We start from the raw sequence: 25,489 nt of genomic DNA on the forward strand, positions 1-25,489 counted from the left end.
GTCTCAGTGTCCTTTCCCTTGCGCAGCGAAACGCTCGCGGATGATGTTGCGGATGTCTCCGGCGATGGCGTCGAAGGCTGAGAGCGCTTGCGCCTCACCGATGCCCGGCAGGCTCAGCAGCGCGTCGGCCGTCAGCATCTCCAGGGCGCCGACGATGTCGTGGATGCTCTTGTCCCGCAGGATCCGGTTGCACTGCTGCCGGAGGATCTGGGACCGGTGCGGATCGGGCTGGCCGTCCATGGCCTCAGGCCTCCGAGGCGGGGAAGAGACGCTGCGCCTCGCGGAAGACCGGATGGGTCCAGTCGTCCTCATCTGAGACCGCGTCCATGCCGTTGAGCACGTCGCCGAGCCGTTCCATCAGCGATGCTGTGCGCCGCCCGATGCGCTCGTGAAGATCCGACATGGCCCCGGCTTCGATCAGGGCGGCATAGTCGGAATGCACCTTGGCAATGGCGGTCGCGAGATGCGCCACCACGCGACACTGGTCGGAGACCTGCTTGTGGAGATCTTCGTTCGCCATGGTCTCAGGCCTCCGAGGGGGTGAGAGCGAGAGCCTGACCATCACGGAGGCCCTTTTCGTAGCCGCGCTCTTCCTCGCGGCGCAGCGCCTGCGCGTGGTCGGATGACATGGCGTGGATCGCCCGATGCAGGTTGGTGTCTTCGGCCCGGTAGGCGGCCAGTTCCGCCTCCTGCCGGCGAAGGCGCTCCAGCAGGTGATGCTCGCCGGGGATCCGCATCAGGCAGACGGGGGTCTCCATCTCGTCAGCCCCGAAGTGCTGCCGAGCCCAACGCTCCTGCGCCTTGGTGAAGCCCTCGCCGCAGTGGAAGCAGCGCCAGTGGATCTTGCGGTCAACCACGAGAACCTCCCGTCGCAAGTGCGGCGGAGGCGTTGGCCAAGGGCAGCCAGTGGGTGACCTTCCACTTCCATCGCCGCAGGTCGAGGTAGCTGCCTGGCAGCCCGCCCCACCAACGGATCTCGCCGGACGCGAGTCGATCGCTCCACCAGATCACGACCGGGAAGTGATGGATCGCGACCTCGGGCGCCGACACGAAGCCGAGCACCTCCTTGTGCTGCGGGGGCATCTGGTCGGCGATGCTGATGGCTTCAGGTGGCAGGCGCTCGGCCATCCACCAAGCCGCATGCGGGTCGGGCAGCGCCCGCGTGAAGGGATAGCTGCCGCTGCCCGGGTTGGCGTAGGTGGTCTCGGCCATCTCTCATGCTCCCGACGTTTCGGTCGCGGGGGCGAGGGACTTGAAGCCAGGGCCCTCCAGCGGCACCAGAATGCCGTGGCCGCCGAGTGTGGCATCGCGGAGCCACGTCCAGGCATCGCGGGTCCACAGGGCGTCCTCGAGAGCGTCATGCTCCCCCGACGTCTGCTCTGGCGGCTTACCTCGTCCAGCAAGCCCGATGGCCTGCTGAAGGTCCCGGCAGAACATCGGCCAGCCCTTCGGCAGGCCCATCATCGTGCCGAAAATCTGGCACAGCGCGACCCAGTCGTAGTCGGCATAGTACGCCCAGAACTCAGGGCTCTCGCCTGCAAAGATCTGAAGGTAGCCGGCGATCTGCTGACGGGTGTGGGTGTAGCCGCCGCCGCGCAGATGCGGCAGAACATTCTCGCGCAGCCAAGGGGTGCTGTCGGCCAGATCCCGAGCCTCCTTCGTTTCCATGTAAAGGCTGCGGCCGTCCTCATCGACCAAGCCGATACTGATCAGTTCGATGTTGCGACCATCCTCAAGGAACTCTGTGTCAAACCAGATGCGCATGGCTTCAGTCTCCTATCGGTTCGGATTTCGGATCAGTCCCCGTCCCCACGTTCGTCGTTGACCGGCTGCGCGGGGGATCATCTGTTGGCGCTCACAGGATTAGTGGCACTGGTCGACTTGGCTTGACTGACGGCCAGCTTCCCTAGTTCACGCACCTCGGCTCGTAGCCGCACTATCTCAATCACGGCCTGGCGAACGGCGGTGGCGTAATCCGTACTGCTGTCCGTATCTAAGACGCGGGCGAGCGAGCGGAGGTCGGCAAGCAGGTAATCGTCATCCATCTTAGTCTCGCCTGTTAGTCCTGAGATCAGCGTTGCTTTTTCCTGGCCGAGTTCGGCGGCAAACCTAGCCTCACCTTCGCGGCTGTAGTCGCAAGGCTTCCCCGACTCTGCGATGCGCACCGCCCTCGGGATGCAGAGGGATGCGGGCTCCGGTGCGGTCTCGCCGCAGATCGGGCAACGTTCGCTCATCGTGTCCTCGCCTTCGTCGGCTTGCGAGTGTCTGCGACGCGCCGTGCTTCCTCCACGGCCTCATCGGACCAGAAGCATTCGTTGCCGCGCCCCTGGCCGGCGACGCCGCCCGGCGCACTCGGCAGGAAGCCGCGAGCCTTCCACTTGCGAAGGAGATCAGGCGCCACGCCGAGCAGGCGGGCCACATCGCTGGTTCGACGCTCGGTCACGCGGCTTCTCCTGTGGTGTAGGCGAGCAGACCGGCGGCCAGGGCGAGGGAGGTCATGCGGCTCACTCCGCAGCCATGGCGAAGAGATCCGACTGCTCAGCCGGTGGAGGCGCCCGGCGCGCGCGGGCCTCGACGAAATCGCAGATCACGACTTCGCAGAGCGGCGACACGCCGTGCCACTCTTGTTGGCAGAGGGCCGTGTCGATCCCGCAGTTGGGCTGCATGACGATGCCGGTCTGCGCGAGCAGGGTCGCGTGCAGTTCGCCGGGGCAGTCTTCGTAGCCGCTGCCGAAGCCGTCACGGCGGGTCGCTGGCCAGCCGCCCGCCGGGCACCCGGAGTAGCGGAACGGCGCGCTGGCTTGAGGGATGATGAACGCGCCCCAGTCCGCGAGGTCCGACGCGATGTCTATGACGTGGATCTCGAACGGCCTGCCGGTGAAGCGCGGGGCCGACCGGGTGCGCTTGACGATGCCGAACGGCGGGTTGCTGATCGCGGCGTCGAAGTGGCCGAGATCCGTCGGTAGGTCGAACACGTCGCCGACGATCCACCGGGCCTCCGGCAGGAGTTTGCGCCCAACAGCGGCATAGTCCGGATTCGCCTCGACACAGACCACCTCCGAGATGCGGTCGTGTTGGGTGAACTGGCCGCGCCACCAGCGGGCGAGCGACAGCGTGCCCATGCCGGCGCACAGGTCGATCATGCGGCCTGCCGGGACCTCAATCGCGAAATCGCGGGCGAGTGACCAGGGCGTGAAGAAAGCCCCGGCGATGCTGTTGATGTGCCGAGCCGACTCCTGCCAGTTCTCGATCACGAACAGGCGGTCGTCCTCGCTGAGCCGATCCTGCTGAAGGATTTTCTCGGCTTCGGCGTGCTGCTTGGCCTGGGCCTTGGAGAGCTTAGCCACGAGCCGCCCTCCCATTGTCCTCACCCGCCTTCACGGCGGCCAGGGCATCGGTGGCGGGAAGAGCGGGGAGCTTGAGGCGCACGTGCAGGCGGTAGAGCAGCCGGAATGACTCCGTCGAGCCAATCGAGCCGCCCGCAAGCTCCGCGCTTCGGCGACTGCTGAACCCTGCCCCCGGCTTCTGGAAGCCATCGCGCCGCCGCTCGTAGACGTTGATCCAGCACTCACGCATTCTCGCCCCCCGCCTTGCGGATGGCGGCACGCGCTGCCGAGATGCGGTCGAAGGCTCGGGCGTCGCCTTCGTCAACGATGCCATGGCTGTCGGTCACGCCGTTGCGGAATGCGTCTTCCGAGGCGCCGAGCGTGCACAGTTCGTAGAGGCCGACGAGCGCGGCCAGAAGTTCGGGTGCGGCCGCAATCAAGCGGGCGTTTGCCTCCGTCTCCTCGGGTAACGCGGTGCCGAATGAGCCCTGCGCCAGGACCTCGGCGAGCATGCCGCCATCACCTTCGATGCGCCAAGGTGAGGTGCGGCGCCGGTCGCGAAGCGCGACCCAAGGGCCGGGTGTGTGATGAGTCTTCATGCCGCGATCTCCCCCCTCGCAGCGGCCTCGCGGCGCACGGCTTCCTCAAGCGCGGAGGTGGCGGATTCGACGGTCATCGGATGCGCTCCTGCTGATGGGGTCTGCGGGCGGCGCCCGGCGACCGCGGCGGCTTCTCGCCCTCGGCGACGCGGCGCTCGAAGAAGTGCGGCCACGCCGGGTTCTGCTCGATCCAGAGGCGGGCGTAGTAGGCGCTGAAGTGGTCGTTGATCTTGTAGTGGCGGCCGGTGTTCTCGACGGATGCTTCCCAGCGAATGCGGTGAAGGATGGCGTCGGCCGAGAACCGGCGGTGCCCGCGCGCGATGGTCTGCCGCGCGAACCTGTCGAACAGCACGTAGATCTCGGGGTGCTCGCGATGGAATTTCGCGAACGCCTCCCGCAGCGGCGCCGCGTCCTCGGCCTCGGCCGGCGCGTAGCCGAACAGATCGGCAGCGCCGGCGGTCATTGGCCGAGCTCCGGCTCGAGCAGATCGAAGCCCGATGCGAGCGGCTCGTCCTCCTCCTCGCCTGTGGGCGCGAAGGACATTGCGGTCGCCACCAGCAGGGCTATGAAGCTCGAGGCGCCGAGCCCGACGAAGAAGCCCAGCCAGAACATCATCCCGCCACCAGCGCGAGCGCGGGCCGCCCGTCCTCTCTGCGCCGCACGGGCTGGGCTTCCTCGACGGCGACGACGGAGCCTTCCTGGAGCGCCAGCAGAACCGGCAAGAGCGCCTCGTGGTGCTCTGCGATGAAGGCCAGGAACCGGGCGACGTCGGCCATGGCCTGGCCGTGCTCGATCGCGCGCCGCGTGGCGCCGCCAGTGTTCCGCTCGGGGCATGCGCCGAGGATCCCGGCGGCGTCGAGGCTGGCCCGGGCCGCGGTCTCAGCGGCGAGGGCGAGTCGCAGCGGGTCGATGGCGGAGAGGTCGAGGGCGCTCATACTGCGACCGCCGCATCAAGCGTCGGCAGGAAGAAGCCGAGCGCGCCCCTGCATGGCTGAAACGGCAGCGACCGTGCGTCACGCATCAGGATCCCGAACCGGCCGACGAACCACGGGCTTTCCGACCGCTCGACACAGCCCGCCATGGTGGCCTCACCGACGATGCCACCGGTCTCGAACACCTCAGGCAGGTCAAGGCGCAGCGGCTCGCCGGTGACCGGATGCCGGCCCGCGTGCAGGTCCTGCATCGCGTCCCGATCGACCTTCTTGCCGGCGTGGATCAGGACATGCCCGCGGCGGTGGCACCGCCAATCCCGGTTCTCGATGTCCTTGTGGCCGTTGACGATTAGCCAAGCCCACGGCTGCATGATCGAGAGGGCCTTCATCGGCTCAGCCATCTACGCCGCCTCCGCCTGATCCGTGCCGAGCAGCTTCGCGACCCGGGCATCGACCTCGGCCAGGAAGGCGACGACGGCCGCCTCGTCCTTCGCGATCTGCGCGTCGTCACGGTGGAGGCGCTTCACCCACAGCCGCAGGTGCGCGGGGACGCTCGGGTGCCAGGAGGCGAAGTCGCACCACTGGCGGCCAGTGCAGGCCATCTGCCAGCGCATCTGGGCGAGGTACTCCTCGGGGATCTCCCCGCAGAGCAGCGTGTCGAGGTGCGTCTTGATCGTCGGGCACTTGATCTCGAGCAGCCCGTCCTCGCCGACGAGCCGGTCCGGGCTGGCGCCGGACATCGGGATCTGCGGGTGCTCGACGAAGCCGACCTGGGTCAGGTCCGCGCCGAACAGGAAGGCGTAGGCGTCGGCCGCCTGGGGCTCGCGCTCCTGGCCGTCCATCATCGCCGAGCTGACGAAGTGCTGGGTCGCGTAGCCGGTGAGGCGTTCGGCAACCACCTCCATGATGTAGTTCTCGCGGGCGGCGTAGGGCTTGCCGTCTTTGCGGAACGCGAAGGCCTCGTGCCCACGGGAGGCGGTGAAGCGGCCGCAGCGCGCCTCAAGCCATTGGCTGCTGCCCTGGATCATCTCGGCCATGATCAGCGCCCCCTCTGGTTGCGGGCGTAGTCGTTGATCATGCTGACCGCCTCGGCGTGCCGGGTGGCGGGCAGATCCGGGATGCTCTCGACCTTGAAGAAGCGCAGGAACTGGTCGATGCGCACGCCGTGCTTCTTGATCAGATCGCGGATCTCGTCGGCTTGGTCGTCGCTGATCACCGGGGCGCCACCGCCGGCTCGGCCGTCGTCGTCCTCGCCGGTGCTGGTGATGTTGAGGATCGCCATCGCGACGTAGCGCTTGCCGTAGCTCGTCGAGGAGCCGACCGCCTGCACCGCGTTCTTCGAGCCGCTGTTGTCGAGAGGCAGCTCCATGGTGGTCTCTTCGGCGTGGCCGTCCCGGTGCATCAGGACGCCAGTCACCGAGAGCTTGCCGCCCGCGTTGCTCCCCACGCGGAAGGTCAGCGAGAACCCGTGCCGCCCCATGGCGGGCCGGATCGCCTCGTTCAAATCCTCCCAGAGGGCGAACTTCGCCTGCTTATCGCCGCGGCCGCGCTCGCGGACGACGGGGAGCTCCTGCTGCAGCTCGGCGAGGGCGGAAGCGAACGCGGCACGGGCGCGCTGCGCCAGGACGCGCTCCTGCATCTGGAGGAGGCGCTCCATCTTGTCGATGTCGACGTTCGGGTCGCACGCGGCCCGCTCGATCATGCTGATGATCGCCGTGGACTCGCTCTGCACGACCGCCGGCGCAGCGGCGCGCTGCTCCTCGACGGTGGCGATCTGCTGCTGGGGCTGGCTCACTGCTGCGTCTCCGTGTTGGACGCGCGCCCGGCCTGCCGCGCAAAGCGCGCGGATTCGGCCTTCACGGCGTCGAGGTGTTCAGGGTCGAAGGGGTTGGCGATCGCGGCGGCGCAGATGCGCTGCAGCTCGTACCGGACCTCCGTGAAGGCGGAGGCGGAGGCCAGCGTGTCGCCGAGGCGGACGCTCGTGCCCTCGAAGGCGCGGACGATCTCGACGGCCAGCGCGCGGTTGCCGAACGGCAGAGAGGCGAAGCGCCGGCCGGTGTCGTAGAGGCGCTGCGCGGCCTGCCTGGGCGTCACGCCCTCGACGTGGGCCGGATGGGTCGCCGCCTTCATCGCGCACCGTCCCGGCGCTCGCGCGCATGCTCCAGCACGGTCACGGACAGCGGGAGCTTGCCCGGCTGCATCTTGTGGGCGGCGACACGCAGGTCCGGCAGCATGGCCGCGATGGCGTGCCCCGCGGACTCGTGGCGGCCCTCGTCGAGCAGCCCCTGGACGGCGAGCACGTCTTGGAGAGCGATCGTAAGGGCGACGCGCAGCCGCCGGTTCTCGGCGTTCGCCAGCCCGATAGCTCGCTCGCGCACCGCGGCGTTGAAGCCGACATGCGCCAGGGCAAGATCGGCCTGCAGGATCGAGTAGGACTGGAGCCCGAACGAGGTCAGTGCCTCGTCTACGACACCGACGAGGCGCTCGCGCTCGGTCGGCGTGAGAGGGGCGACGAGAGCGGCGGTCATTGAGAGATCTCCATGAGGTGATCACGCACGGCCGCCGCTCGCTTCTCGACCATGGTAGGCAGTTCTTCGAGGATGACCCGCAGGACCAGATCGCAGGCCTTCGGGTGCCCCTTCGCCTGGAGTGCGATGGTCAGCGCGAGAGCGGATGCGACAGCGTGCGTGAGATCGGCCTGCTTGCCGGCGCTCTGCGCACGGACGGCCTCTCGGATGCACTGCGCCTCGATGAGATCGGCGAAGGCATTCATGCCCGCGCCTCCCGGAGCTTCCGACGCAGGTTGCACGCGGTTGCGCGTACGCTGATCGGCGAGAGCCCGTAGAGCGGGCCGAGCTCCTCGGGAGGGATCCCGCGGCCATAGGCGGTCAGGAACCGGTCAACCTTCGCCTCGGGCCAAGCCTTGATCCCGTGCGTGACGCTGATCGGCATGTCCTTGACGTGCGACCAGACGCACGCCTCGGTACGGTCTACCTCGATAGCGATCCGGCAGATGGACATGCGCTGCTCCCGCATGCGTCGCATCTTCGCGCGCTCTGGGGCTGTGACGGGACGGATCTTGGGCACGGCGGCGCTACTCCGGCTGGAGGTCTTCGGCGACGGCGGTCCGTTCAGAGGCCGACTCGCAAAGGCGATGGACGTGGATTTCGGTGGCGCCGGATTTCTTGGCGCGGCGCAGCCAGACCTCGGTGCCTGTCGGGCCCAGGTTCATTGCGACGCTGACCAGCTCGGCGATGCCAGCGTTGTTGCGCTTGACGGCCAAGCACACGGCCTCGGCGGCCTCGGCGGCCTCAAAGCCTTGGGCCTGATGGACGCCGACGAGGTAGCGTCGACCGGAGGCCCCGCGCCAAGCGGACAGCGGGAGCGCAGGGGTACCGCGAAGTCCGCGGCTCGAGCGCAGATACTCCTCGCGCGGGAGGGTCTCGGGCGTCGACATCAGCGCCTCCGCTCGAATGCGTCCGCGCCGAGCACGTCGCGGGGCGTCAGGCGGTTCTCGTCCTCATCCTCCGATGCGACGACGAAGGGGACGTTGGCGGCGTAGCGGCGCGGGGCCGGACGGATGCGCCGAGCGGGCTTGCCCTGCGCGGCTTCGAGCGCGCGGCGGGCCCGGAGATCGAGCAGCGCGGCGGACCAGTTGAAGGCGCCGGTCATCAACGGATGCCCTGCGAGGCGCGGCGGGCAGCCAGCGCGTGGTCGAGGGCGTGGCCGATGCCCCAGGGCAGACCGCCGACGGCGATTACGCCGAGGGTGGCGTAGACCACCATTTCGGCGGCGGATGCGGTTGAGAGGTAGATGTCGAGGGCTGCGAGCACGGTGCGCTCCATCGCGGCGGGCGATGGCGTGTTGTAGCACAGCTATAACAGTTCGCAACCGGAAATTTGAGCACAGCTATAACTCGGCGCCACGCGAAACCGTCCACAGGCTGGACGACCTTGGGTTGCGCTCCAAATCCGTTCCTGCTCTGTTCTGTACTCAGGCTAAAAACGGAGGCGCCCATGGGACAGCACACCCTGCTTGCGGTTCAGAGCTTCACGGTCAACGAATGGAACGAGTACACGCCCGACGGGCTGGTCACGGCCAAGTCGCCCAGCGACGCGCTTCGGATCGCTGCCCGGGCCCACGATGGCGGCAAGCCGGTGCTGGTCTACTCGCGCACGGGGGATGACAAGGTCGGGGTCTACGACGAAGCGCGGGTGATCGCGCGCGTCGGTGAGATCCCGAACGACCTGGTCGAGGCCTGCCTCGCCGCTTAGCGGGCGTCGTCGAGCGCGACGAGGTTATCGAAGCCGTAGGCGCGGGCGATCACCCGCGCTGCGGTCCGTGTCGCATCCAGGGCTTGGGAAGCCTGCTCCTGTGTCAGCGGCAGAGAGCGCATCATGCGCGCGGCGACGGTGGGATTGCGGGGCAGCCCCATCGCCATCAGCAAGACAGATTCTGCTTTCGGCAGGCGCTGTCCGGCTGATCGCGCTGTCGCCTCGCTCTGCTTCGCGCCCCACACAATGAGGTCGATCAGAAGCGTCGCGGTCGGTCCGCGGATCGGCAGCCCGGTCTCGGTGAGGACGCGCACCGCCCAGCGTCGCCGAACGAAGAACAGCACGATCAGCCGTCCGTGCCGGTGCGTCCGACGATCAGCTTCATCATGCCGATGATCTGCTCGCGCTCGCCCTTCTTCGCACGCTCCCACAGCGTCCAGACCGCATCGGTGTCGGCCGGGTTCCGCATGATCAGGTCACCGGGCTCGCACCCGTAGAGCGCGGCCAGCGCTTCGAGCAGCGGACGGGTGTAATTCGTTTTCCCCAACTCGGTCTGCGACAGGGCGCCGGCGGTGATTCCGAGTTCCTCGGCCACCTGCTCGAGCTTGAGCCCTTTGTGCTCCCGCCACTCGCGCAGGAACACCGGCCGCTGCAGCTTCGGATCAGCGCGAAGTTTACCCATGCTTCAATTATCCGCGGACAGGCGCGGGCCTTGAAGCGAGCACAGCTTCAACCCACTTGCTGACAGAATTGCAGCTGTGCTAAAGTCCGCGCATGTCACCGCTGGCCGCCTTCTTCCGTGATCATCCTGAGCGCAAGCGCATCGAGCTTGCGCGCGCCGTCGGCGTGACGCCGAGCTTCGTCACGCAGCTATGCGGGACCGGGAAGCCGGGCCGCGTAGTGGCGAACAGAATCGCCGAGTGGACGAACGGCATCGTTCGCCCCGAGCATTGGGACGAGGAGCGGCCGCCGATCGCGGCGCCGACGACCGCGGACGCCGCCTGATGCCGGCCGCGCGCGAGCATGCCCGCGATGAGCAGCCTCAACGAGGCTGCGGCCATGCGCATTCACGAGGCGGTTTCGCGCTGACCGTCTCGATCCCCTTCACCGATCCGCGGCGAGTGCTCGAATGCCACTCCAGCCCGTCGCGGGTGGGCGCCCAGCGAAACTCGCCCGAGTTGGGGCTGGGCGTTCCCCTTTCAGCTCGCCGTGACGCTTGCAGGGGTGTCACGGCTCGAGCGCCCGGCGGCGACATCGCCGTGACCCGCCGCCGGGTCGCCCATCGCGCGCACACGTCGCTCTTCCGCCAAGTCGAAGACGTTTGCGCGCCTGTAAATCCGGATGATTGTTCTGCGTACCGGATCCCCTTCCATCTGACCGCTCCCTACTTCGCGACTGCTTTGAAGCATCACGGAGTGGGAAGGTCGTGCCAAAGTCGAGGGTCTACGGTTCGATGATCACAGCCGATCACGAGGCCGAACTACTGCGTGCCGAGATCGCACGCGCCGTCGCTGTTCTTCGCGAGCAGGGTGTCTCGCAGATGGATGCCTACGCCCGCATCGGCGATGCGGCTGGGAAGTCGGAGTCCTGGGTACGCAAGCACCTCGGTCGAAACCCGAGCGTCGGCGTCCGGCTCCGCGACTTCCTCAACATCCGCGCCGCCTACGACCGCCTATGCGCGCGGGTCGAGGCCGATAACGACCGGCTCGACCGAGAGCTGGCGGAACTCCTGGGAGATGCCGTTGCGCCTGCTCGTCCTGCTGCTCGGCAACCTGCGCCGCCGCGCTCACCTCGTCGCCGCCAGGATCTGCGCTTCCGGCGTGCGCCGCTGATCCCCGTTTCGGCCCTCGCGGCCGCCTGAGCTTCGGCCATCCCGGCCAGAAGGAGAGAACCCATGAACGACGCGAAGAAGAACTTCCTCGCCAACCTGTTCGGCGTCGCCGCGCACGAGGTCGAGGGCCTCGTCGGCAAGCTGAAGGACGCGCTCGGCCACGAGGGCGGATCGGACACGACCAGCCTGGAACAGCGCGTGTCGGCGCTGGAGACCGAGGTCGCCGAGCTGCGCAAGACGCTCGACGACCTGACCGCGCCCGAGCAATCGGCCGGAGCCTGAAGCGCGAGCCGCCGCCCGAGTTCAGCGGGCGGCGCCCTTCCTCACAGATCGCGACGGACATGCGGCGCCCCATCATCTCCGAGCGAGCCATCCAGACCGCCGTGATTCAGCATTGGCGCGCCCTCGGCGTGCCGGGCTCGCTGGTGGCGGCGATCCCGAACGCGGGCGCCCTCGGCCAGCCGGGGCTTACCGCCGGACTGTCTGACCTCCTCGTCCTTGGCGGCATCGTGCGCGTCGCATTCATCGAGCTCAAAACGGCTCGCGGCCGGACCAGTGATGCGCAGCTCGCCTTCCAGGAGCGATGCCGCGCCCTCGCGATCCCCTGCATCGTCACGCACGGCCGAGACGAGCCGATCACGCTTCTTGAAACCTGGGGCGTGATCCGCCCGCGTGCCGGAGCGGCAGCATGAACCCGCTCGAAGGCATCCCGACGCGCCATTTCCATGCGGTCATCATTGACCCGCCGTGGCGGTTCTCTGGTGGCACGAAGAGCCGACCACAGCATTACGGCCGGATGACCTTCAGCGAGGTCTGCTCGCTGCGGCTGCGCGACCACCTTCATCCAGATGGCGGCCGCGTCTTCCTCTGGATCACCGCGCCTCTGCTTCATCGCCTGCCCGAGATCGCGAAGGCTTGGCGCCTCCGGTACTCGTCCGCGATCCCGTGGATCAAGCTGTGGCCGTCTGAAAGCGGGCTGTTCATGTACCCGTCGTCGATCGCACGAGGCACCGGCTTCGAGGTGATGGGCAACGCCGAATACGTCGCGATCCTGAAAGCTGGCAGGCCGCACAGCATCAAGGGCAATCCATTCCCCGGGGTGATGATCGCGCCGCGCCGTGAACACTCGCGCAAGCCGACCGATCTGCATGCCGCGATCGAAGCGCGCGTGCCCGGCCCGTACCTTGAAGTCTTCGGCCGGCAGTCGCGCCCTGGTTGGACCATCGCTGGCAACGAGTCCGGCAAATTCGACGCTCCACTGATCGCTGCGGAGTAGCCCCATGACCTGGGTCATCGTACAGGCCGGCCGCGTCCTCTACCGCGGCTCCCGCGAGGACTGCCTGAGCGCCGGCGAGCGGCTGGGCGTCCTGTTCCACGTCGGGCGCGATCTCGACGATGAGGGCGAGCCCCGCGGTGTGCTGGTCGATGGACGGCACTGGCACGCGGACGGCACCGAGCTTCCCTGCAGGATCTCCCGCGGCACGGTGATGCTGCCCGAGCAGATGCTGCCCCGTCGCCTTCGTAGGATCGCAGCATGAGCGTCGGCGCCGACAACGTCGTCCCGTTTCCGATCGCAGGCGGCACCGCCGACGACCTGCCGCGCGTCACGATCGAGTGCGAGCAGGCCCTGATCGGCTGCGTGCTGTCTCAGCCGCACGTCTTCCCGGTCGTGCAGACGCTGGTCTCGGCCGAGCACTTCCATGAGCCCGCACACCGCGAGGTCTGGGCCCTGATCGAGATGATGGCCGCGGCCGGCGATGTGCCGAACCTGCCCCGCGTTCTGGCGGCGATCGGGCCGAAGGCTGCGGAGCGCGACTTCGGCGGCATCACCTTCAAGCGATACCTGATCCAGGTCGCGACGACCCTGTGCGTGCCCCTGCATGCCCCTGATCACGCGAAGGCGATCCAGAACTATTGGCAGCTCCGCGAGCTGGCGGCCGCCACGGCCGATGTGCGCGAAGGCGGCGTGATGGTGCCGAGCCAAGCTCTGGCGCGAATCTACGCCCGGGTCGATGAGGTGCGCGCATCCTTCGTGGAGCGCCGGCCTGTCTCCGCCACACTGGATGAGGCTGGCGACGATCTGGTCCGCGAGCTTGAGGCCGGACTGAAGGGTGAGGGGCGCCACCTCCCCGCCTCCGGCATCGATTCCATGGATCAGGAGATCGGGGGCGCCCCGCAGCCATCGAACCTGATCGTGGTCGCCGGTCGCACGTCGATGGGCAAATCGATCTTCGGGACTGAGGTGGCCGGAAACATGGCCGAACAGGGGTTCGGCTCGATCTACCACAGCCTGGAGATGTCGAAGCGACAGGTCGCTGCCCGGCTGGTGTCGAGCGCCCTGGAGCGGCGCCGGGTGCGCCTGCCCTTCGGCCTGATCATGAAACGTGGGGCGCTGACGCCGCGCCAAGCCCAGCTCGTATCGGACTGCCTGCACGAGATGCGCGGGCAGCCGCTTACGATCGAGGATGGCGGTCGCCGCTCCATGTTGGAGATCGCGGCTTCCTCCGAGCGCGTGGCGAACGCATACGCCAGGAAAAACATCCCCCTCGGCAGCATCGTCATCGACCACGCGCACATCGTCCGCGCGAGCCGCGCCTTCAATCGCGAGGACGAGGGACTGAAGGAGGTCGCTGACGGCGCGCTGGCGCTGGCGAAGCACCTAGACGTGCCGGTGTTCCTCCTGGCGCAGTGCAATCGCCAGACCGAGGGTCGCGAGGACAAGCGGCCAGGCCTCGCCGACATCCGCGGCGCCGGCGCCTTCGAGGAGAACGCCGACACGGTCTGCTTCCTCTACCGGCCGGCCTACTACGTCGAGCGCAGCCAGAAGTTCAGGGACGGCGACGCCGCCGCGCACGAGGAGTTCGAGCGCGTCCGGAACGACCTGGAGATCATCATCGACAAGAACCGGGCTGGCGGCCCGAACCAGATCGTGCGCGCGCACTGCGACGTCGCGCTGAACGCGATCCGGCCTCTTTCACGCCTGCTGGGAGACTGACGCGATGAGCGCGACCGTCTACGGCAAGTGGTACTGGAGCGATTGGATGTCCGACCCTGGTGTTCGTGCATCCTCTTACGCAGCGCGCGGTCTCTGGATCGACCTGCTCTGCATCGCGGCGACGGCTGACCCTACCGGCTACGTCGTCTTGAACGGCCGACCCCTCACTGCACCAGAGATCGCCCGGCTTACCGGCGGTCACGCCTCTGAGGTGGAAATCCTTCTCGACGAGCTAGAGCGGAACGGCGTCTTCACCCGCGATCGTCACGGCAGGATCTACAGCCGGCGCATGATCAGGGACAAAAAAAAGAGCGCACTTGCGGTGAAAAAGGGGAAATTGGGAGGCAACCCAACCCTCAGAAAACAAAAGGAAAATTCTGCTGGGCTTAACCTGGGGGATAAGGGTCTGGATAACACCCAGAAGCCAGAAGCCAGAAGCCAGAAGCCAGTAAGCTCTGATGCGCGCGACGTTTCGGTTCGATGTCGACAGGACGTCGCGGCGGCCTTCGGCGAATTGGCCCCGAACCGACTGGTACCCGACACCAACCGCGTCGCGGTCTGGCTGGCAGCGGGGCACGACCCTGCGGTGATCCTGGCCGTGATCCGGGAAGGGTTATCTCGGAAACCCGACGTCGGGTCGCTGAGCTACTTCGACCGGAGGATTGAGGAGGCATCCTCGGGGAATCGCGGCGCCATGGCGCGAGCAGCCGCCAAGCCGGCAACGCCCGAGCAGGACCGCCGCAGCCGCTTCGCCAAGGCTGTCGCCCACTTCCGCGGCGAGTGGCGGCAGGGCTGGCCCGAGGAGATGCGGCCGGGCACCGCCGGCTGCACAACCGCCTCGGACATCGTCGAGGAAGCGCGCCGGACGGTCGCCGTTGAGCGCGGCGAGATGGAGGCCGCGTGATGCTGGTGCTGTTCTGGACGAGCACCATCCCGAATTCGCGCGGCGGATTCGTCGCGTTCCCGATCGGCGTCTCCGATCCGGATCTGGAGACGTTCTGCGAGCGGCTCACCCGCGAAGGCGGCGTGATGGTCACCCGGCTGCAGACCGAGCGGCGTGATGACGGCTACGCCTACATCGTCGACGAGGAAGCGATGTTCGTCTCGATCGCGGGCACAGCGACGGTGCGGAACAACAACACCCCGGTGCGACGCGAAGTCGACGAGGTGACCGCATGAGCGAGCCTGGGACGTTCCGCATCGCCGAACTCGTTGAGGGCCAGTGCCGCTTCCCCGTCACGCCGCACCGAGCCCGACCGCACGAGCGCCGGTTCTGCGGCGAGCCGGTCGCGTGGAAGGCCGGGAAGCCGACGAGTTGGTGTGGCCAGCACCTGATCGAGGTCTGCGGTCAGCCCGGACGCGCAGCGGGTGGCGCCAGCGTCGCCGACATGGCCCGTGAGCCGAAGGTGACCGCATGACGCCCGTCGAGCGCCACCACGCCGCCGCCGAGCGCCGCCGCGCGCTGCTCGACCGAGATCGGGAGCGCGGCGCACCGGCCGACGTCCTGGCCGAGCATAGCCGCAAGCTCGCCCGGCTGGAGGATCTCTGGATGCGGGCCCGGCGCATGGCGGTGAGCCAGGACGCCGACCGGATCCGGAATCGACGGGCAGCCAACGCCCGAGCTGATCGAGCCGTCGAGATGGCCGCGCAGGCGCACCGCGCCGTCGTGCTCGAAGAGGCGGCGCCACTCACGCGCCGGCAGATCGCCCTCGCCCATGGGGCCGGAGACGACGCCCGAAGCCACCGCGACGTGGCGCTCGTTGACCGCCCCGTGCCCGGCGCGCCCGGCGTCACCCGGGAAGTCGCCGTCAACCGCCGCGTCGACACGCTGGCCCACGAGCGCGCCCAGAAGCGGATCAGCCACGAGGAGTTCCACACCGGACGGGCCATGCAGGCGATCTGGGAGGGCCAGGACGGCAGCCACGTCTCCGGCGCCGACTGGTCCGGCGGCAGCCGCCGCAGCGGGATCACCGACGGCCTTTCAGCGGCCGAGGTGCTCGCCATCCGCCGCATCGTCGGCGCCCGCCGGGCCGAGGACCTGAATGCCGAGGTGCGCGACGCCGTCGGCCGCGAGGGTCTGTCCGTGCTGCGCGCCGTCCTCTGCGGGCACGGTTACTTCGCCGACATGGCCGCTGCCGAGGGCAGGACCGGCGAGCGGGCGGCGTCCGAGATCGCCAGCCGATTCCGGTGGCTGCTGCGGCAGGCGACACGGGCGCTCAGCGGCGCAGACACCGAGGCAGCGGGACAGATCCGCGGGTTCAGGAGCGTGGGATGACGATGGGTATCGACGAGAGACTGCCCGAGGGCTGCGAATGCGGGCTGACGTTCGGCTTTCCGGATTTGAGTGTTGAAAGTAGCATCAGACGTGCTATCATCAATCCGGATTTCGGTGTGGGTTGCCGAAGCGCCAGAGCACTGAGATGCTCTTAAGATGGAGCAGTGGGATGGAAAATTCCGTCAATGCCAACTCGGCCGCATACGATGCAATTCTGGAGGTCGTGCGTTCAGCGTGGGCGCTTGTTGATAATACCGGCTACCATGAGTGGCTACCTCTCGCCGTCAACCGGGATGACTGGAATGCTCTCGCCACCAGTATGACGGCTTTGAGCAACCTGATCCCGGCAGATGAACTCCCAGCAGAACCGCCTCATGCTGTTGTCTGCCTATGGCCGAAACTCAATGAATTCGCGGAGATGCAGACCCGCATGTTATGCAGCGCCTTGGCTGGTGCAGCCGACGAGAAGGCGGCGTTAGCCCTGCGCCTCCGTGAACTTGAAGCTGATCGGAATGCAGCCATCGGCGCGATCCGCAGCACCATCGTGGCGCTCGACGCACACGGCGTCTGTCAGACGATGGCGGATGCGCTGCGCATCTTGATTGATCGAGTGGATGCCTCTGGCTCTTTCGTCGGCGAGTGGCCGCCCAAACCTGCGCATCGGGCGGATACGACGATTGGAAGTCTCAGCGGGCGCCCGACAGCGCGCAGCGACTTCCGTTACACCGACTGATGGCCGTCAACGCACTCTATCTGGACGACTGGACCGTGGAGGCCGTGGATAGGTCGCAAGAGGGCTACCGGCTGGTGGCCCGCTACGATGTCGAGCCCACCCACTGTCCGAAGTGCGGTTCCACCCGGCAGCCCTATCGACATGGGCCACGGGCCATCGATTACGTGGATGCTCCTGTACACGGACTCCGGACCATCGTCGCGGTCGATGTCCAGCGCTACCGCTGCCGAGACTGTAGCGCGACGTTCATGCAGCCCTTGCCCGACATGGACCCGCAGCGGCGGATGACGCGGCGATGCGCCGATCACATCCGCGAGCAGGGTCTGATCCGGCCCTACGCCCACCTCGCCCGTGAGATCGGTCTGGACGAGAAGACCATCCGGGACATCTGCAACGAGGAGATTGAGAGCCTGTTGGCCCGGCACAAGCCTACGGCACCGGTTGCGCTCGGCATCGACGAACTGCACCTTCTCGGCCGCAAGCGAACCATCTTCACGGATGTCGGCGAGCGCCGGATCCTCGACTTGATCGACAGCATGAACCGGCCAGCGGTTGACCGCTGGCTCAGCATCCTGACGAACCGCCGTCGCATCAAGATCGTCACTATCGACATGTGGGGGCCGTACCGCGAGGCGGTGCAAGCCCTTCTGCCGGATGCCGTTATCATCTCCGACCGATGGCACGTTCAGAGCAAAGCGAACGCTGCACTCGATGTGATCCGCAATCGGCAGCGGCGGGGCGCCAAAGGCAAGGATCGGCGCAACCCGTGGCGGGCTCGCCGCCTGCTGCACGCGCATGGCAAGACCCTCAGCCCGCAGCGCGCGTTCGTCCTCGACGGCATGCTCAAGAACAACGATCTGCTGTCGGCGGCTTGGCACACGAAGGAAGCGTTCTACGACATCTGGGGCGGTGAACAGCGGCGGTCTCGGCACGAAGCCGAGACCATGTTTGACCGCTGGAAGACGAGCATCCCGAGCGAGGTGGATGAGTTCAAGGGCGTCGCCAAGACGATCGACGCATGGCGGGAGCAGGTCTTCGCGTACTTCGATCACCCCTACACCAACGCCTACACCGAGGCCGCCAACGGGCTGATCAAGATCGTCAACCGAGCCGGGCGCGGCTACCGTTTCGACGCGATCCGGGCTCGCGCGCTGACGCTGCCGACCCGCGGCAAGCTCCGACTGGCAGTATGCGAGGAATGCCTGGGGCAGTTCCCCGTCGCAGAGATGGACCCGTTGCACCTTATCGGATGGGGGCGAGGCTTCTACGGCCCTGCTGGGGGACGCCAGTACACACCGATTGCGCAGATTGATCTCTGCAATCGGTGCAACACATTCCACACCAAGGGCTGGCTTGATGGCTTCGCCGACTCCACGCGATAATCCGGATAACCTGACGTTCTTCGTGACGTCGGACGAGACCGGACTTGAGGTGAAGGTCGGGATCGGTGGGTTGCCGCTCCTGCCGGCGTTCACCGCACAGCCCGAGGCGGTGAAGTTGCTGCGCTCGCTGAGCGTCGACGTCGCGCCGCTGGAGGGGCTCGCCTCCGATTGGCGGTTCATGACCCGGGCCGAGATCTCGGACTACAAGCGCCGAGAGCGGGAGGGCGATAGCCAGGGTGACGATGGTCTGGACGAGGACTTCCAGACGTCAGGCGACTGGTGACCGGGGTTATCCCCCGCTCGCGACCCGGCCGCGTTGACACCCGACGGCGCTTCTGCCAGCCATTTGTACGCCGCGCAGTGCGCCCGCGATCCCTCACCAGGGCCGCGGGCGTTGTCGTTTCTGGAGCAGCCTGTGAGCCTTTGGGTTCTGATCCTCGTTCTGATCGCGGTGCTGCCCGGCGTGCTTCCGCTCGGCCTGACCTACAACGCGGAGTGGGGGTATGGTCCGGCGATCAGCGTCCTCGGCATTCTGGTCATCGTCCTGATCATCGGGCTGGTGCGGGAACTGGCGTGAAGCGGCGCCCGCTGTCGGATCGTATGAGCTTCGAGGACTGAGGCGATGTTCCTCACGGTGCAGCAGATCGGGGCGCTTCCGACGTGGATGCAGGCCTCTCTGTTCGCCGCGTGGGTCCTGTTCGTCGTGACGTCCACGCTTCTGCTCGTGCGTGTCGTGACCGGGCGCTGAAATCGAAATCAATCAGAGAAATCAGAGCAATCAATCATGGCACGTGGTGGAGCGCGGACGGGAGCGGGGCGGAAGCCCGGATCGCTCACGAAGCGCACCCGCGAGGTCGCTGAGGCTCTGATGGTCGAGGGCGTGACCCCGCTGGAAATCATGCTGGGCGCCGCCCGGGCCGTCTGGACCGAGGCCACGAAGGGCGAGCGCATCGACCTCGATAAGGCCGCCGCCGCCGCCTCGATCGCGAAGGATGCTGCCCCCTACGTGCACCCGAAGCTCGCCAGCATCGAGCACACCGGCAAGGACGGGAAGGATCTGATCCCGGAGGCCTCGCCCGACGACGTGGCCCGGCGCCTCGCCTTCATGCTCGCCAGCGGCGCGGCCGCGCAGGCACCGACCAAGGACTGATCCCCATGCAGACCCGCTTCCGCACGCTGCTCCTCGCCGGGGCGGCGTCTCTCGCCGTGTCCGGTGCCATCGCGGCGACCACGATCAACGGCGTTCCGGCCACGATCTCGCAGCTCGTGCAGATCGTCTGGAACGACCAGAACATCTCGACGGCGAACCCGCTGCCGGTGAACGTCGCAGCCGGCGGCGGAGGATCGGTCACGGCGGCAGGAACGAACGGCACCACCGCGCAGGCGGTGCAGGGCATCAACGGCGGTGTCCCCGTCGGTGTCAGCAATTCCTCGCTGGCCTCGCTCGACACCAAGACCCCGGCCATCGGCACGCAGACCAAGGCCGCGTCGCGCTCCGTCACGCCGGCCTCGGATTTGGCGAACATCGAGCCGGCCGGGACGGCGGTCACCGGCGTCACCATGCCCGCAGGCGGAACCGGGATCACCGGGTGGCTGTCCTCGATCTGGCAGGCCACCGTCGGCCGTCAGACCTTCCTCGTCTCCACAAGCAGCAACCTCGCCGCGGGCGGGTTCCTGAACGATGCGAATTACGTCTTCCTCGGGGCCAGTCCCAGCCCCTACGTCTACCTGAACGCGAGCTTCTACTCGAACCAGAGCGGCACCTATACGGTGCAGGCCACGGACGGGACCAACCTCTATACGATCTCGACCGGCACGGTCACCGCCTCCACAGTGACGAACCTGCGACTGCAGGCTACGCCGGTCACCGCCACGGGCACGCGGTATCGCGCCTACCTCACGAATGGCTCGACCGCAGCGACGGTCGCCTACGCTTCGGTCTCGCTGTCCTCGAACTGATGCGCCTCGCGTTCGCTCTCGTCCTGACCGCCGGCCTCCTGGCGGCCGGGGACGCGCGTGCGCAGCTCTTCCTCAACGGCGTGCAGCAGCCGGTTCCGCCCGTGCCCTGCGGTGCCGTCCCGGCCATGGACACCCTCAATGGGTCGCCCGGCTCGACCAACTGCTTCGTGCCCCGGGACGCGACCCGGCCGACAGCCGTCCAGGCCGCCAACGTCATCACCAGCGCGTCCGACGGTTCTTGGTCCGTGACCTGGGGGCGGTCGTTCGTGTCGCCCACGCCCGTCGTGCTGCCGATCCCGATCAACACCGGCTCGCTGCCGCTGGTCTGCAACGTGGTCTCGCGCTCGGCGACCGGTGCCACCGGCAAGTGCTGGCAATCGACCACCACCACCCTCGGCGGAACGCTCGTCGGCCTGCTGGTCAACCCGTTCGGCTCACCCGCCGCCAGCGCCGCCGTGATGGTGATCGGCCGCGAGCCCACGCAGTGATCGCCGCTGTGGCGATGCGCAGAGGAGACCTAACCATGAAGCGTTGGAAGCTCACCCCCATGGCGGACCAGCCGCAGGGCCCGCCCACCCATCACGCCCACGAGGTGTTCGAGGGCGACGAAGACGGACTGTCCACCCGCCTGTCCGATCTCCAGGCCCAGACCGGCACGCCCTTCAAGGCGGAGGAATGGAACGGCGAGCCCGATCCGGAGCCCGACTTGAGCGAGACGAAGGAGCGCCAGGACGCGGCCGAGGAGCAGGGGCGGCCGGTCGAAGGCTGAGCGAACCCGCGGCTATGGCCCTCCTCGACGAACTGATCGGGCGCATTACCGGCATGCCGGCGGACGCGCGTGCTCAGCTTGAAAAGGAGGTCATGGCCGCGACCGCAGGGCGGTTCTTCATCCCCTCGCCCGGGCCGCAGACCGAGGCGTATCTGAGCCAGGCGGACGAGGTCTATTACGGCGGCGAGGCGGGCGGCGGGAAATCAGCTCTGCTGGTCGGGCTTGCCCTTGAGGAGCACACCGACAGCCTGATCCTGCGTCGCGTGAACGACGACGCGAAGGACATCGCCAAGGTCGCCCGCGAGTTCGTCGGCGAGGCCGGCTCCTACAACGGCCAGGACCGGATCCTGCGCGTGAACGACCGCGAGGTCCGGTTCGGCGGCTGCCAGTTCGAGGAGGACAAGGAGCGGTACAAGGGCCGCGCCAAGGACTTCTACGGCTTCGACGAGATCGGCGACTTCACCGAGTCGCAGTACCTGTTCATCACCACCTGGAACCGCTCCGCCAAGCCCGGCCAGCGCTGCCGCATCATGGCGGCCGGCAACCCGCCGACCCGGCCCGAGGGCCTGTGGGTGCTGAAACGCTGGGCCGCGTGGCTCGATCCCGCCCACCCGAAGCCGGCCAAGCCCGGTGAGCTGCGCTGGTACGTGCGCACGGACGAGGGCGAGGAGATCGAGGTCGAGGGCCGCGGGCCGCACCGCATGGGCCTGGAGGTGCTGCACGCCCGGTCCCGGACCTTCATCCGCGCCCGTCTCGACGACAACCCGTTCCTCCGGGAGACCGATTACCGGGCCAGCCTGGATTCGCTCCCGCCCGAGCTGCGCCGCGCCTACCGCGATGGCGTGTTCACCGCCGACCTCGCTGACGATGCGTGGCAGCTCATTCCGACCGAGTGGGTGCTGGCCGCACAGGCGCGCTGGCGCCCCGGCGGGCATCTCGGCCAGTCCATGACAGCGATAGCCATGGACCCGGCCGGCGGCGGCCAGGATGCGGCTGAGATGGCGGCGCGCTATGGTGGCTGGGTCTCGCCCTTCGTCACCGTGAAGGGGCCGGAGACCGCCGACGGGAACGCCATGGCCGGCCGCGTGGTCATGATGCGCCGGAACGATTGCCCGGTGGTGATCGACGGTGGCGGGGGCTACGGCGGCGCGACCGCGCTCCGGCTGAAGGACAACGGCATTGAGGCCGCAGCCTTCGTCGGCGCCGAGGCCAGCACGGAGGTGACGCGCGACAAGGCGCAGCTCGCCTTCACGAACTGCCGGGCCCAGGCGCACTGGCGCCTGCGCGAGGCCCTCGACCCGACCCAGGAGGGCGGCTCGATCATCGCCCTGCCGCCGGACAACGAGTTGAAGGCCGACCTCTGCGCGATCCGCTGGGAGCTGACCCGTACCGGCGTGAAGGTCGAGAGCAAGGAAGAGATCCGGAAGCGCATCGGCCGCTCCCCGGGCAAGGGCGATGTGCTGACGATGTTGTTCGATCAGGCCGAGAAGATGGTCGTCGCGGCGAAGGCGAACCGGTCTGGCTCCCGCCCGACGACGGCGAACATGGGGGCGCGGTACGCTGCCGTGCATGCGCGGAGGATGCGGGCATGAAGTGGCTGATCGGCATCCTGTTCGCGCTCAGCCTCGCCATGATCTGGTGGGGCTTCAGGATCACTGACGGTCCGGGCTCCGCAGACGAGCGCGTGGGCGGCTCGATCCCCGTCCTGCTGGGCGGCGTCCTCCTCGTCTTCGATGCCGCCCTGACGCTGACTTGGTTGGTGGTGACGCGGTGAACGCTCGCTGCTGGCGCAACGAGTACCGCATGCGCGACGGCTCGCGCCGGCTCGGCCTGCCGTTCCTGACCCGGTGGGAGGCCGTGCGGGCCGGCGCCGAGATGCAGGGCACGTCCGGCGCCCTCGTCCTGTTCCGCTGGCGCGTCGTGGCCCGGCTCCCTGCCATCTTCTCCGAGGTGCGCTGATGACCTCCCTATTCTCCGCCCCCAAGATCAACATGCCGACGCCGACGGTCGCGGCCCCGACGCCGATGCCCGACACGCAGGACCCGCAGGTGCTGGAGGCGCGCAAGAAGGCGCTCGCCGATGCATCGGCCCGCGGCGGCCGGGCCAGCACCATTATGGGCGGCGGCATCGGCAACACGGCGCTCGGTGGCAGCATGGGCACCGGCAACGCCCTGGCCGGCGGTGGCGTCAACGCGGGCGACAGCTACGCGAACAGCACGCTTGGGGGCGGGCGGTGAGCGTGTTTGGCGGCATACTCTTCACCTGCGCCGCCATTGCGATCGCAAGCCTGTGCGCGCTTGGCTTTTGGGTGCTGTCGCGGTCGCCGGTGCCGGTCGGCATGCGGGCACCGTGGCCTGCGCCTGACTATCACCGACTACAGGATGCGGCGCACGAGGCATGGTCCGCGGCGCAGCCGCGCCGGGCCTGGGCGCCGCCGGTCGTGCGCGAGCGCGAGGGCTGCTGGCCTGGGCAAGTTACCTGGGTGGACGGCCGCCATGACTGAAACCATCGCCGTCCGTCGTAGCCGCCTCGTGAAGCCGGGGAACTGCCGTGTTGCCCGCGGTGATCGATATGTGATCGCTGGTCCGTTGGCGTGGGCCGAAGGGAAGATGCAGCCCGGCGACGTGCTCGTGCTCTCGCCGACCGATTATCGCCGCTACCGGCAGGCCATGTCCGAGACCGTAGAGGCTGCATCGTGAAAACCCGCGTCCGCGATCTGATGGGCCAGGGCGATGCGCTCTACGGCCGTCGCTCGGGCCTGATGTCCGCTTGGCAGGAGATCGCCGAGAACTTCCACCCGCTGCGGTCCGACTTCACCCGGCACGACCCCTACGGCTACTCCGAGGGTCGCGAATGGATGGACGGGTTGATGACCGGCTCGCCGATCCTCGCGCACCGGGAGCTGTCCGACCAGTTCGCCGCCATGCTCCGGCCCAAGGGCAAGGACTGGTTCGGCATGACCGTCGAGGACGAGAGGGTCGCCCAGGATTCGACCGTGAAGGCGTGGTTCCAGGCCAAGGCCGCGACCATGCGCCGGATCATGTACGACACGCAGGCGGGCTTCACCCGGGCGACGAAGGAGGGTGACGGCGACTTCGCGGCGTTCGGCCAGTGCGTAATCTCCGTGGAGCTGAACGCCACCGCGAACGGGCTGCTGTTCCGGTGTTGGCACCTGCGCGACTGCGCCTGGGCCGAGGACGCGCACGGCAAAATCGACACGATGCACCGGAAGTGGCGGCTCCCCGCCCGGTCCGTGCTGAAGTTCTGGCCCGACAAGGTGGACGCCAAGCTGCGCGAGATGGCGCAGAAGGATCCGAACGCCCTCGTGCGGCTCCGGCACATCGTCCTCCCGGCAGACGAATACGACTTCGTGAACCCGCGCCCGAAGGTGCAGAGCGCGAAGTTCCCGTTCGTCTCGATCTACATCGACTGCGACCACGACACGGTGCTGGAGGAGACGCCGCTGCGGCGCTCCCCGTACATCGTGCCGCGCTGGGTCACGGTCTCGGGCTCGGCCTACGCGCACAGCCCCGCGACGGTGGTCGGCCTGTCCGATGCCCGGCTGCTGCAGCGCATGACGTTCACGCTGCTGGAGGCGGCCGAGAAGGCGGTGAACCCGCCGATGGTCGCCGTCGGCAACCAGATCCAGGGCGGGCTCAACGTCTACCCGGGCGGCGTCACGTGGGTGGACGCCGACTACGACGAGCGGAAGGGCGAGGCGCTTCGTGTGCTCGACGCCGTGTCCCAGAAGACCGGGATCCAGTTCGGCATCTCCATGGCGCAGAACGCCGAGATGATGATCAAGCGGGCGTTCTACCTCGACCAGATCCGGCTCCCGCCGGCGGGCGAGGCGATGACCGCGACCGAGGTCCGGATGCGCACCGAGGAGTATATCCGGGCTGCCCTGCCGCTCTTCGAGCCGATGGAGACGGACTACAACGGGGCCATCTGCGAGGAGGTGTTCAACCTAGCGATGGACAACGGCGCGTTCGGCAACATGTCGGACCTTCCGCGGATGCTCGCCGGCCAGGAGGTGCGGTTCTCGTTCGAGAGCCCATTGCAGGCCGCGGCCGGCCAGCAGAAGGCGGTCGCGTTCCAGCAGGCCGGGCAGCTCCTCGCTGCCGCGATGCAGATCGACCCGATGTCCACGGTCGAGTTTGACACCCGCAAGGCCTTCCGCGATGGCCTCGACGGGCTGGGCGAGCCATCATGGATCGTGGACGATGAGCAGGCCCAGCGGGTCCGCGCCCAGGCTGCCCAGCGCCAGAAGGAGCAGCAGGACGCCCAGCACGTCGCCGATATGGCGAACGCGGGCGGTGCCGTTGCCGGAGCCGTTTCGCAGGGGCAGGCTGCCGGGCTCCTGCCCGCGCCAGCACAGGCGAACGCGGTTGAGGGCGCGCCGGTATGACCCGGA

At 68.0% G+C, this 25,489-nt stretch carries 51 protein-coding genes; 27 read left to right on the forward strand and 24 right to left on the reverse strand.

Annotation, left to right across the window (positions count from 1 at the left end; genetic code table 11):
• Positions 1–3 precede the first annotated feature (3 nt).
• The 22 genes from A3862_RS27735 to A3862_RS31720 all read right to left on the reverse strand — a co-directional run bounded on the left by A3862_RS27735 (position 4) and on the right by A3862_RS31720 (position 8,690).
• Entirely contained in the window at positions 4–240 is a 237-nt protein-coding gene (locus tag A3862_RS27735; RefSeq protein WP_111474149.1) for a hypothetical protein, read from the reverse strand.
• Between the two features lie 4 nt (positions 241–244).
• The gene (locus A3862_RS27740) at positions 245–520 is read right to left on the reverse strand and encodes a hypothetical protein (protein ID WP_111474150.1); all 276 of its coding nucleotides are present in this window, start codon (positions 518–520) and stop codon (positions 245–247) included.
• A gap of 4 nt (positions 521–524) precedes the next feature.
• Complete coding sequence (locus A3862_RS27745) at positions 525–857, reverse strand: hypothetical protein (protein ID WP_111474151.1); 333 nt, start codon at positions 855–857, stop codon at positions 525–527.
• On the reverse strand, positions 850–1,212 hold the full coding sequence (locus tag A3862_RS27750) for a hypothetical protein (RefSeq protein WP_111474152.1): 363 nt from the start codon (positions 1,210–1,212) through the stop codon (positions 850–852). Before A3862_RS27750 ends, A3862_RS27745 begins: the two co-directional genes overlap by 8 nt.
• Positions 1,213–1,215: 3 nt before the next feature.
• On the reverse strand, positions 1,216–1,764 hold the full coding sequence (locus A3862_RS27755) for a 3'-5' exoribonuclease domain-containing protein (protein ID WP_111474153.1): 549 nt from the start codon (positions 1,762–1,764) through the stop codon (positions 1,216–1,218).
• A 77-nt stretch (positions 1,765–1,841) separates the two neighbouring features.
• The gene (locus A3862_RS31205; RefSeq protein WP_124263022.1) at positions 1,842–2,234 is read right to left on the reverse strand and encodes a hypothetical protein; all 393 of its coding nucleotides are present in this window, start codon (positions 2,232–2,234) and stop codon (positions 1,842–1,844) included.
• Positions 2,231–2,443 (reverse strand): hypothetical protein, encoded by a 213-nt coding sequence (locus A3862_RS27760; RefSeq protein ID WP_111474154.1) that lies wholly within the window; start codon positions 2,441–2,443, stop codon positions 2,231–2,233. The genes A3862_RS31205 and A3862_RS27760 overlap by 4 nt, the downstream gene beginning before the upstream one ends.
• 61 nt (positions 2,444–2,504) lie before the next feature.
• Positions 2,505–3,254: a methyltransferase gene (locus tag A3862_RS27765; protein WP_236961572.1), complete on the reverse strand. Its 750-nt coding sequence runs from the start codon at positions 3,252–3,254 to the stop codon at positions 2,505–2,507.
• 314 nt (positions 3,255–3,568) lie between these two features.
• Positions 3,569–3,925, reverse strand: coding sequence for a hypothetical protein (locus A3862_RS27775; RefSeq protein ID WP_124263023.1), 357 nt, complete (start codon positions 3,923–3,925; stop codon positions 3,569–3,571).
• Positions 3,926–3,998: 73 nt separating this feature from the next.
• The gene (locus A3862_RS27780; RefSeq protein ID WP_111474157.1) at positions 3,999–4,388 is read right to left on the reverse strand and encodes a hypothetical protein; all 390 of its coding nucleotides are present in this window, start codon (positions 4,386–4,388) and stop codon (positions 3,999–4,001) included.
• A complete protein-coding gene (locus A3862_RS31715; protein WP_164706405.1) occupies positions 4,385–4,540 on the reverse strand; it encodes a hypothetical protein in 156 nt (51 codons plus the stop codon). The genes A3862_RS27780 and A3862_RS31715 overlap by 4 nt, the downstream gene beginning before the upstream one ends.
• The gene (locus A3862_RS27785; RefSeq protein ID WP_111474158.1) at positions 4,537–4,860 is read right to left on the reverse strand and encodes a hypothetical protein; all 324 of its coding nucleotides are present in this window, start codon (positions 4,858–4,860) and stop codon (positions 4,537–4,539) included. The genes A3862_RS31715 and A3862_RS27785 overlap by 4 nt, the downstream gene beginning before the upstream one ends.
• Entirely contained in the window at positions 4,857–5,258 is a 402-nt protein-coding gene (locus A3862_RS27790; RefSeq protein ID WP_205782304.1) for an ASCH domain-containing protein, read from the reverse strand. Before A3862_RS27790 ends, A3862_RS27785 begins: the two co-directional genes overlap by 4 nt.
• Positions 5,259–5,894 (reverse strand): lambda exonuclease family protein, encoded by a 636-nt coding sequence (locus A3862_RS27795; protein ID WP_111474159.1) that lies wholly within the window; start codon positions 5,892–5,894, stop codon positions 5,259–5,261. It lies immediately after the preceding gene.
• A 2-nt stretch (positions 5,895–5,896) separates the two neighbouring features.
• Positions 5,897–6,652 carry an ERF family protein gene (locus A3862_RS27800; protein ID WP_236961574.1) on the reverse strand — a complete coding sequence of 252 codons (756 nt, stop codon included), beginning with the start codon at positions 6,650–6,652 and terminating at the stop codon, positions 5,897–5,899.
• The gene (locus tag A3862_RS27805; RefSeq protein ID WP_111474160.1) at positions 6,649–6,987 is read right to left on the reverse strand and encodes a hypothetical protein; all 339 of its coding nucleotides are present in this window, start codon (positions 6,985–6,987) and stop codon (positions 6,649–6,651) included. Before A3862_RS27805 ends, A3862_RS27800 begins: the two co-directional genes overlap by 4 nt.
• Complete coding sequence (locus A3862_RS27810) at positions 6,984–7,385, reverse strand: hypothetical protein (RefSeq protein WP_111474161.1); 402 nt, start codon at positions 7,383–7,385, stop codon at positions 6,984–6,986. The genes A3862_RS27805 and A3862_RS27810 overlap by 4 nt, the downstream gene beginning before the upstream one ends.
• Positions 7,382–7,630, reverse strand: coding sequence for a hypothetical protein (locus A3862_RS27815; protein ID WP_111474162.1), 249 nt, complete (start codon positions 7,628–7,630; stop codon positions 7,382–7,384). Before A3862_RS27815 ends, A3862_RS27810 begins: the two co-directional genes overlap by 4 nt.
• A complete protein-coding gene (locus tag A3862_RS27820) occupies positions 7,627–7,878 on the reverse strand; it encodes a hypothetical protein (RefSeq protein WP_124263024.1) in 252 nt (83 codons plus the stop codon). Before A3862_RS27820 ends, A3862_RS27815 begins: the two co-directional genes overlap by 4 nt.
• Before the next feature lie 73 nt (positions 7,879–7,951).
• Positions 7,952–8,314 (reverse strand): hypothetical protein, encoded by a 363-nt coding sequence (locus A3862_RS27825; protein WP_111474164.1) that lies wholly within the window; start codon positions 8,312–8,314, stop codon positions 7,952–7,954.
• Complete coding sequence (locus A3862_RS27830) at positions 8,314–8,529, reverse strand: hypothetical protein (RefSeq protein WP_111474165.1); 216 nt, start codon at positions 8,527–8,529, stop codon at positions 8,314–8,316. Before A3862_RS27830 ends, A3862_RS27825 begins: the two co-directional genes overlap by 1 nt.
• Positions 8,529–8,690 (reverse strand): hypothetical protein, encoded by a 162-nt coding sequence (locus A3862_RS31720; protein WP_164706406.1) that lies wholly within the window; start codon positions 8,688–8,690, stop codon positions 8,529–8,531. Before A3862_RS31720 ends, A3862_RS27830 begins: the two co-directional genes overlap by 1 nt.
• 183 nt (positions 8,691–8,873) lie before the next feature.
• Here A3862_RS31720 and A3862_RS27835 point away from each other — a divergent pair, with 183 nt between their 5' ends.
• Entirely contained in the window at positions 8,874–9,131 is a 258-nt protein-coding gene (locus tag A3862_RS27835; RefSeq protein WP_111474166.1) for a hypothetical protein, read from the forward strand.
• Here A3862_RS27835 and A3862_RS27840 read toward each other — a convergent pair.
• Together A3862_RS27840 and A3862_RS27845 are read right to left on the reverse strand one after the other, a co-directional pair.
• Positions 9,128–9,475 carry a hypothetical protein gene (locus A3862_RS27840; RefSeq protein WP_111474167.1) on the reverse strand — a complete coding sequence of 116 codons (348 nt, stop codon included), beginning with the start codon at positions 9,473–9,475 and terminating at the stop codon, positions 9,128–9,130. The two genes, A3862_RS27835 and A3862_RS27840, sit on opposite strands and share 4 nt — an antisense overlap.
• Positions 9,476–9,477: 2 nt before the next feature.
• Positions 9,478–9,813, reverse strand: coding sequence for a helix-turn-helix domain-containing protein (locus tag A3862_RS27845; RefSeq protein ID WP_111474168.1), 336 nt, complete (start codon positions 9,811–9,813; stop codon positions 9,478–9,480).
• A gap of 92 nt (positions 9,814–9,905) precedes the next feature.
• Between A3862_RS27845 and A3862_RS27850 the strand changes: the two genes are divergently transcribed.
• The 26 genes from A3862_RS27850 to A3862_RS27955 all read left to right on the forward strand — a co-directional run bounded on the left by A3862_RS27850 (position 9,906) and on the right by A3862_RS27955 (position 25,483).
• Positions 9,906–10,136: a hypothetical protein gene (locus A3862_RS27850; protein ID WP_111474169.1), complete on the forward strand. Its 231-nt coding sequence runs from the start codon at positions 9,906–9,908 to the stop codon at positions 10,134–10,136.
• Positions 10,137–10,584: 448 nt separating this feature from the next.
• Positions 10,585–10,992 carry a hypothetical protein gene (locus A3862_RS31210; RefSeq protein ID WP_124263025.1) on the forward strand — a complete coding sequence of 136 codons (408 nt, stop codon included), beginning with the start codon at positions 10,585–10,587 and terminating at the stop codon, positions 10,990–10,992.
• Positions 10,993–11,025: 33 nt separating this feature from the next.
• Positions 11,026–11,244 (forward strand): hypothetical protein, encoded by a 219-nt coding sequence (locus tag A3862_RS27855; RefSeq protein WP_111474170.1) that lies wholly within the window; start codon positions 11,026–11,028, stop codon positions 11,242–11,244.
• A gap of 59 nt (positions 11,245–11,303) precedes the next feature.
• Complete coding sequence (locus A3862_RS27860) at positions 11,304–11,654, forward strand: hypothetical protein (protein ID WP_111474171.1); 351 nt, start codon at positions 11,304–11,306, stop codon at positions 11,652–11,654.
• A complete protein-coding gene (locus A3862_RS27865; RefSeq protein WP_111474172.1) occupies positions 11,651–12,238 on the forward strand; it encodes an MT-A70 family methyltransferase in 588 nt (195 codons plus the stop codon). Before A3862_RS27860 ends, A3862_RS27865 begins: the two co-directional genes overlap by 4 nt.
• A 4-nt stretch (positions 12,239–12,242) precedes the next feature.
• On the forward strand, positions 12,243–12,500 hold the full coding sequence (locus A3862_RS27870; RefSeq protein WP_111474173.1) for a hypothetical protein: 258 nt from the start codon (positions 12,243–12,245) through the stop codon (positions 12,498–12,500).
• Positions 12,497–13,957: a replicative DNA helicase gene (locus A3862_RS27875; protein WP_111474174.1), complete on the forward strand. Its 1,461-nt coding sequence runs from the start codon at positions 12,497–12,499 to the stop codon at positions 13,955–13,957. Before A3862_RS27870 ends, A3862_RS27875 begins: the two co-directional genes overlap by 4 nt.
• Positions 13,958–13,961: 4 nt before the next feature.
• On the forward strand, positions 13,962–14,861 hold the full coding sequence (locus A3862_RS31215) for a hypothetical protein (protein ID WP_124263026.1): 900 nt from the start codon (positions 13,962–13,964) through the stop codon (positions 14,859–14,861).
• Positions 14,861–15,136, forward strand: coding sequence for a hypothetical protein (locus A3862_RS27885; RefSeq protein WP_111474176.1), 276 nt, complete (start codon positions 14,861–14,863; stop codon positions 15,134–15,136). Before A3862_RS31215 ends, A3862_RS27885 begins: the two co-directional genes overlap by 1 nt.
• Positions 15,133–15,375, forward strand: coding sequence for a hypothetical protein (locus A3862_RS31220; protein WP_124263027.1), 243 nt, complete (start codon positions 15,133–15,135; stop codon positions 15,373–15,375). The genes A3862_RS27885 and A3862_RS31220 overlap by 4 nt, the downstream gene beginning before the upstream one ends.
• The gene (locus tag A3862_RS27895) at positions 15,372–16,232 is read left to right on the forward strand and encodes a hypothetical protein (RefSeq protein ID WP_124263028.1); all 861 of its coding nucleotides are present in this window, start codon (positions 15,372–15,374) and stop codon (positions 16,230–16,232) included. Before A3862_RS31220 ends, A3862_RS27895 begins: the two co-directional genes overlap by 4 nt.
• A gap of 169 nt (positions 16,233–16,401) precedes the next feature.
• The gene (locus A3862_RS31225; RefSeq protein WP_124263029.1) at positions 16,402–16,965 is read left to right on the forward strand and encodes a hypothetical protein; all 564 of its coding nucleotides are present in this window, start codon (positions 16,402–16,404) and stop codon (positions 16,963–16,965) included.
• Positions 16,965–18,347, forward strand: a complete 1,383-nt coding sequence (locus A3862_RS27905; protein ID WP_111474180.1) for an ISL3 family transposase — start codon at positions 16,965–16,967, stop codon at positions 18,345–18,347. The genes A3862_RS31225 and A3862_RS27905 overlap by 1 nt, the downstream gene beginning before the upstream one ends.
• Before the next feature lie 22 nt (positions 18,348–18,369).
• Complete coding sequence (locus A3862_RS27910; RefSeq protein ID WP_111474181.1) at positions 18,370–18,630, forward strand: hypothetical protein; 261 nt, start codon at positions 18,370–18,372, stop codon at positions 18,628–18,630.
• A gap of 132 nt (positions 18,631–18,762) precedes the next feature.
• On the forward strand, positions 18,763–18,924 hold the full coding sequence (locus A3862_RS27915; protein WP_111474182.1) for a DUF3309 family protein: 162 nt from the start codon (positions 18,763–18,765) through the stop codon (positions 18,922–18,924).
• 45 nt (positions 18,925–18,969) lie between these two features.
• Positions 18,970–19,095 (forward strand): hypothetical protein, encoded by a 126-nt coding sequence (locus A3862_RS32410; protein WP_257791600.1) that lies wholly within the window; start codon positions 18,970–18,972, stop codon positions 19,093–19,095.
• A 36-nt stretch (positions 19,096–19,131) separates the two neighbouring features.
• A complete protein-coding gene (locus A3862_RS27920; RefSeq protein ID WP_205782305.1) occupies positions 19,132–19,497 on the forward strand; it encodes a hypothetical protein in 366 nt (121 codons plus the stop codon).
• A 5-nt stretch (positions 19,498–19,502) separates the two neighbouring features.
• Positions 19,503–20,306, forward strand: a complete 804-nt coding sequence (locus A3862_RS27925) for a hypothetical protein (protein WP_111474183.1) — start codon at positions 19,503–19,505, stop codon at positions 20,304–20,306.
• Positions 20,306–20,794, forward strand: a complete 489-nt coding sequence (locus A3862_RS27930; protein ID WP_111474184.1) for a hypothetical protein — start codon at positions 20,306–20,308, stop codon at positions 20,792–20,794. The genes A3862_RS27925 and A3862_RS27930 overlap by 1 nt, the downstream gene beginning before the upstream one ends.
• 35 nt (positions 20,795–20,829) lie before the next feature.
• Positions 20,830–21,075, forward strand: a complete 246-nt coding sequence (locus tag A3862_RS27935) for a hypothetical protein (RefSeq protein ID WP_111474185.1) — start codon at positions 20,830–20,832, stop codon at positions 21,073–21,075.
• Between the two features lie 92 nt (positions 21,076–21,167).
• Entirely contained in the window at positions 21,168–22,667 is a 1,500-nt protein-coding gene (locus tag A3862_RS27940; protein ID WP_124263030.1) for a terminase, read from the forward strand.
• Positions 22,664–22,849, forward strand: coding sequence for a hypothetical protein (locus A3862_RS27945; protein ID WP_111474187.1), 186 nt, complete (start codon positions 22,664–22,666; stop codon positions 22,847–22,849). Before A3862_RS27940 ends, A3862_RS27945 begins: the two co-directional genes overlap by 4 nt.
• Positions 22,846–23,034, forward strand: a complete 189-nt coding sequence (locus tag A3862_RS31230; protein WP_124263031.1) for a hypothetical protein — start codon at positions 22,846–22,848, stop codon at positions 23,032–23,034. Before A3862_RS27945 ends, A3862_RS31230 begins: the two co-directional genes overlap by 4 nt.
• Positions 23,034–23,312 (forward strand): hypothetical protein, encoded by a 279-nt coding sequence (locus A3862_RS27950; RefSeq protein WP_111474188.1) that lies wholly within the window; start codon positions 23,034–23,036, stop codon positions 23,310–23,312. The genes A3862_RS31230 and A3862_RS27950 overlap by 1 nt, the downstream gene beginning before the upstream one ends.
• Before the next feature lie 258 nt (positions 23,313–23,570).
• On the forward strand, positions 23,571–23,774 hold the full coding sequence (locus A3862_RS31235) for a hypothetical protein (RefSeq protein WP_124263032.1): 204 nt from the start codon (positions 23,571–23,573) through the stop codon (positions 23,772–23,774).
• Positions 23,771–25,483: a portal protein gene (locus A3862_RS27955; RefSeq protein ID WP_111474189.1), complete on the forward strand. Its 1,713-nt coding sequence runs from the start codon at positions 23,771–23,773 to the stop codon at positions 25,481–25,483. Before A3862_RS31235 ends, A3862_RS27955 begins: the two co-directional genes overlap by 4 nt.
• Positions 25,484–25,489: the final 6 nt, after the last annotated feature.

The organism is Methylobacterium sp. XJLW (genome assembly GCF_003254375.1).
Classification (GTDB): domain Bacteria; phylum Pseudomonadota; class Alphaproteobacteria; order Rhizobiales; family Beijerinckiaceae; genus Methylobacterium; species Methylobacterium fujisawaense.